Raw genomic sequence first — 5202 nt, forward strand, 5'->3', positions numbered from 1 at the left:
GCGCGGTGGCGTTCGCCGGCGCCGGCTACGGCATCGACGCCCTGCTGACCCGCGCCCGGAGCGAGCCGCTGCCCGCCGGCACCGGAATCCTGGTCATGCTCACCCTCTACGGGGGCAACGACGGCCTCAACACGGTGATCCCGGCCAGCGACCCCGCCTACCAGTCCGCCCGCCCCGAGCTGGCGTACTCCGAGTCGGAGGTGCTGCCCCTCGGCGACGGGCTCGGGCTCAACCCGGGCATGAAGGGGCTCAAGGCGCTGTGGGACAGCAAGCGGCTGGCGATCGTGCGCGGGGTGTCGTACCCGAAGCCGGACCACAGCCACTTCCGGTCGATGGACATCTGGCAGACTGCTTCGCCCGCCGAACCGGTACCGACCGGGTGGATCGGACGGTGGCTTGACGCCACGGGCGACGACCCGCTGCGCGCGGTCAACGTCGGCCCGGTGCTGCCGCCGCTGGCGGTCGGCGAAAAGTGCACGGCCGCGGCGCTTTCCCCGACTGCCGCACCGGAATCGGCGAACTGGTTCACCGAGACGATGGACGCGCTAGGCGTCGACGACCCGAACGACACACCAGCGATGTCCGCGGTGTGTGCCGCATACCGCGCGGCTCGCACCGCCGACACGACGTTGGGCAAGGTCAAGGCCTCCGCTAAGAAAGGGCTGGCCGCCCAGCTCGCCATGGTGGCGGCCGCCGTGCGGGCCGCGGTGCCGACGCGGGTGTACACCGTGGCGCTGGGCGGTTTCGACACCCACGCCGAGGAGCGGGAAACCCAGCAGCGCCTGCTGCAGACCGTCGACGAGGCGCTGACTCCGTTCCTTGCCGAGATGGCCGCCGACCGCTACGGCAAGAACCTCGTCGTGCTGGCGTACTCGGAATTCGGCCGCAGGGTGGCCGCCAATGCATCGCAGGGCACCGACCATGGCACCGCCGGGCCGGTTTTCGTCGCGGGAGCGCCGGTCAAGGGCGGCTTCTACGGTGACGAGCCCAGCCTGACCGACCTCGACAACGGCGACCTGAAAGCCACCACCGATTTCCGCGACGTCTACTACGAGCTGCTGTCGACGACGCTGCGCACCGACCCCACACCATCCGTCGGCACCGGCCGCCGGCCCCTGGGCTTTCTGTAGCCGCGGCTAAGCCCCGGTCTGGCTGATCGCCGGTTGACTGAGCCAGTAGCGCAGTTTCCCGTAGATCTCCGGGTGGTTGAGCAGGTCGAAGTGATGCAGACCGGTCAGGGTGAGCCCATGCGCCGGCTCGAACGGAATCCGTCGCGAGCGGCCGCGCCCGGAGGCGCTTTGCGCGCGAACCAAGCGGTCGCCCAGCAGCATTCCGACCGGCCCGGGTGCCGCCGTGGTGGCGACGAAGTGGTACACCGCACCGGGAAGGAACGGCACCTCGTGGCAGCGGTCGCGAAGGAACTCGTCGGGATCGCACTGACTCCAGTCCTCGTCGAGCAGTGCGCCGAACCGCAGGTCCTTGACACCTGCGCTGCGGGCGTTGAGAAACGCAGCGAGAGCGCGTGTTTCGGGCAGTTGAGACAGCGCCCAGGACGCGACGTTGACGCCCTTTTCCAGATCGGCGCCCAGGTGCGGTGAGCCCAGGCAGACCACATGGCGCACCAGGTCGGGCCAGTCGTGCCGTTGCTGGGCGCCGTAGTGGCAGGCGCTGCGCACCACCAGCCCGCCCATCGAATGGCCCACCAGCGCAATCTCATCCACCGGCGTGGGCCACAGCGTCAGCAGCCGGTTCAGCAGGTCGGCGAGGGCTTTCCCGTTTTCGGAGATGTGCAGACCCGTGTTGTAACGCAGGTAGACGGGCGTGAACCCGAGCTCGCTGCGTAGCCGCGCTCCGTAGGGCCGCCGACTTTCGCGGGTGCGCGGCTGCCGCCACCACGATCGTTCGGTGAGACACCAGCCGTGGATGAATACCACCATGCGGTCGGTGGCTCTGGGGAACGCCGTGGCGATCGATGCGGCGGTCAGTTCGACCGGCTTGCCGTTGCGGCGGATCTGCAGGCTGAGCCCGAACTTGTTGCCGCGGTTGACCAGCTCGTCCCCGTAGATTCCGTTCAGCGCGGCGACCACTCTTGCGATAGGGAGATGCGATTGGACGGTGTCGTCCTCATCGCGGCCGTACACCTCGGCAGCCACTGCGCCGGCCCCGTCAAGCGATGCCCGCACGGCCCGGTCGACCGCGTAATAGGTCATACCGGCGATGGTGTCGTGAATGACCTGGACCGGTTTCGCTGCGGGTCCTATCGCGCCGAAAACGCGACGGGAGATCCCGTCGTGCATGTCGCGCACGAAGGCGGTGACCACCCGCGAGCCTTCCCCGGCAAGGTCGCCCAATGAGCGGATTTCCTGTCGCTGCACCACTGCCCCTCTCTGCTCGCTCGACGTCCCGGTCGGTCGAGCGCAGCCAATATCAGGGATACCCATAATGATTATTGGTGCGCCGGACAGCGGGCGGGGCCGAAACGGCAGGAGGTGCGGCGGTGTCGTTGCCGCGAGAGGCGTCACCCGAATCCGGGCCGGCGCCTCACGATCGCGACCGACTGGTCGCTGGGTACTGCGCGGCGCGCGCCCAGGAGGGCCTATTCGAGCTAGGCGGGGGCCGTTCGGCTTTCGGGGCAACCGGCTACGACGAGTTCGTCGACGCCTCCGACGAGGTCCGCCCGGGCTGGACAGAGCTCGCCGAGGTGATCGCGATGCGAGGGCGCTCCGGTTTGGCGCGGCTGCGTGCGGCGGTCAGCGCCCTGGTCGACCACGACGGCATCACCTACATCGCAATCGACCACAGCGACAACGGGGTTCACGAGACTTCCGCGCCTCAACCCTGGCAGCTGGATGGCTTGCCGCTGCTCATCTCACCCGAAGATTGGGCTGCGCTGGAAGCCGGTGTGCTGCAACGCAGCCGGCTGCTCGACGCCATACTGGTCGACCTTTACGGGCCGCAGCGCGCCGTCACCGGCGGGCTCTTGCCGCCCCAGCTGCTGTTCGCGCACACCGGCTATGTCCGGGCCGTCCGCGGCATCGAAATACCCGGCCGGCACCAACTGTTCATGCACGGCTGCGACGTCAGCCGGGACCGATCCGGCGCCTTTCTCGTCAACGCCGACTGGACCCAGGCGCCCTCAGGAGCCGGCTACGCGCTGGCCGACCGTCGCGTCGTCGCCCACGCCGCTCCCGAACTCTACGAGCGTGTCGGGCCGCGACCGACAGCACCGTTTGCCCAGGCGCTGCGGCTGGCGCTGATCGAGGCTGCACCTGAGACCGCCGATGACCCGGTGGTGGTGGTGCTGAGCCCGGGCATCCATTCCGAGACCGCGTTCGATCAGGCCTACCTGGCCTCGGTGCTGGGCTTTCCGCTGGTGGAGAGCGCCGATCTGGTGGTACGCGACGGCGCGCTGTGGATGCGGTCGCTGGGCACGCTGCAGCGCGTCGACGTGGTGTTTCGCCGGGTCGACGCCGACTTTGCCGATCCACTGGATCTGCGCTCAGACTCCCAGCTGGGCGTGGCGGGGCTGGTCGAAGTGCAACGGCGCGGCGCGGTGACGGTGGTCAACACGCTCGGCAGCGGCGTCCTGGAAAGCGCTGGGCTGCTACGGTTTCTGCCAGAGCTGGCCCAGCGGCTGCTCGGCGAGACGCCACTGCTGGAGACCGCCCCGCTGTACTGGGCCGGTATCGATGCCGAGCGGTCGCATCTGCGGGCCAACCTGTCGTCGCTGCTGATCAAGCCGACGGTCGGGGGGCGGTCCATCGTCGGGCCGGCGCTGTCGTCGGGGCAACGCGACGCGCTGGCGGCGCGGATCGAGGCGACACCGTGGCAGTGGGTCGGTCAGGAACTGCCGCAGTTCTCCTCGGCGCCGACGGACCAGATGGCGGCAGCCAGCGTCGGGATGCGGCTGTTCACCGTGTCGCAGCGCGGCGGCTACACGCCGATGGTGGGCGGGCTGGGCTACGTGCTGGCCACCGGCGATGAGGCCTATCTGTTGAAAGCTGTTGCAGCCAAGGATGTTTGGGTGCGGCCGCCGGTGCGTGCGCAGGCAGAGCTGACGGTGACGGTGGCACCGCCGGAGCGACCCACGCCGACCCCCAGCGGCACCCGCGGCATCAGCTCGCCTCGCGTGCTCTCCGACCTGTTCTGGTTGGGCCGCTACGGCGAACGCACCGAAAGCATGGCCCGATTGTTGGCCGTCACCCGCGATCGCTACCACGACTACCGCTCGCGGCCGGATACCGAAGGCAGCGAATGCGTATCGGTGCTCTTGGGCGCGCTGGGGCAGGTCACCGGCGCCGACGTTGCCGACGATCCTGCGGCCGTGCCTCGCACACTGCGGTCGCTGACCGTCGACCGGGACTGCGCGGGGTCGCTGGCCCAGTCGGTCGAACGGCTGGGGCTGGCCGCGCGGGCGGTGCGCGACCAGATGTCCAACGACACGTGGATGGTGCTCGGCGGGGTAGAGCGCACACTGGCTGCGCTGGCCGCCCAGCGCACCAACGGGCAACCCACCGACGACACCGCACTGGCGTCCGCGCACGCCCTTACCCTGGCGGGCATGCTGGCGCTCTCGGGGGTGGCCGCCGAGTCGATGGTGCGCGACGTCGACTGGACCATGACCGACATCGGCAAGCGGATCGAGCGCGGCCTGTTTGTCACCGCGTTGCTGCGCGCCACGCTGGGCCGGGCCCGCAGCCGTACCGCTGAGCAAACGATCGTGGAGTCGGTGCTGGTGGCCTGCGAGTCCTCGGTGATCTACCTTCGGCGCAACTTGGGCGCCGTTAGGGTGGCCGCTGTGGCCGAACTGGTGCTCTTCGAGGCGGAAAACCCGCGCTCGCTGGTGTATCAGCTGGAGCGGCTGCGGGCGAACTTGAAGGGGCTGCCCGGGGCGTCGGGCTCGTCGCGCCCCGAACGGCTGGTCGACGAGATCAGCACCCGGCTGCGCCGGCTGGACCCGGCTGAACTGGAAGAAATCAACGAGTCGGGGGAGCGCGCCGAGCTGGTCGACCTGCTCGACGGTATGCACAGCGGACTGCGGGAACTGTCCCGGGTCATCAGCGCCACCCAACTGTCGCTGCCCGGCGCGATGCAGCCGCTGTCCGGGCCGCCCCGTCGCCGGATGGCGCCGTGACGCCGCCTGATGGCCCGGCTTCTCCTCCGGACGATTGCCCTGGCACGCGCCGCTACCGCGTCACCCAC

At 69.6% G+C, this 5202-nt stretch carries 3 protein-coding genes; 2 read left to right on the forward strand and 1 reads right to left on the reverse strand.

Features of this window, described 5'->3' with window-relative positions:
- The first annotated feature begins 5 nt into the window (after positions 1–5).
- Entirely contained in the window at positions 6–1130 is a 1125-nt protein-coding gene (locus VFA16_RS02540; RefSeq protein ID WP_324966308.1) for a DUF1501 domain-containing protein, read from the forward strand.
- A gap of 6 nt (positions 1131–1136) precedes the next feature.
- On the opposite strand, the gene VFA16_RS02545 is transcribed toward VFA16_RS02540, so the two are convergent.
- Positions 1137–2375, reverse strand: coding sequence for an esterase/lipase family protein (locus VFA16_RS02545; protein WP_324966306.1), 1239 nt, complete (start codon positions 2373–2375; stop codon positions 1137–1139).
- Positions 2376–2497: 122 nt separating this feature from the next.
- On the opposite strand from VFA16_RS02545, the gene VFA16_RS02550 reads away from it, so the two are divergent.
- Positions 2498–5134, forward strand: a complete 2637-nt coding sequence (locus VFA16_RS02550; RefSeq protein ID WP_324966307.1) for a circularly permuted type 2 ATP-grasp protein — start codon at positions 2498–2500, stop codon at positions 5132–5134.
- The last annotated feature ends 68 nt before the right edge of the window (positions 5135–5202 follow it).

This window comes from Mycobacterium sp. (assembly GCF_035653355.1).
Lineage (GTDB): Bacteria > Actinomycetota > Actinomycetes > Mycobacteriales > Mycobacteriaceae > Mycobacterium.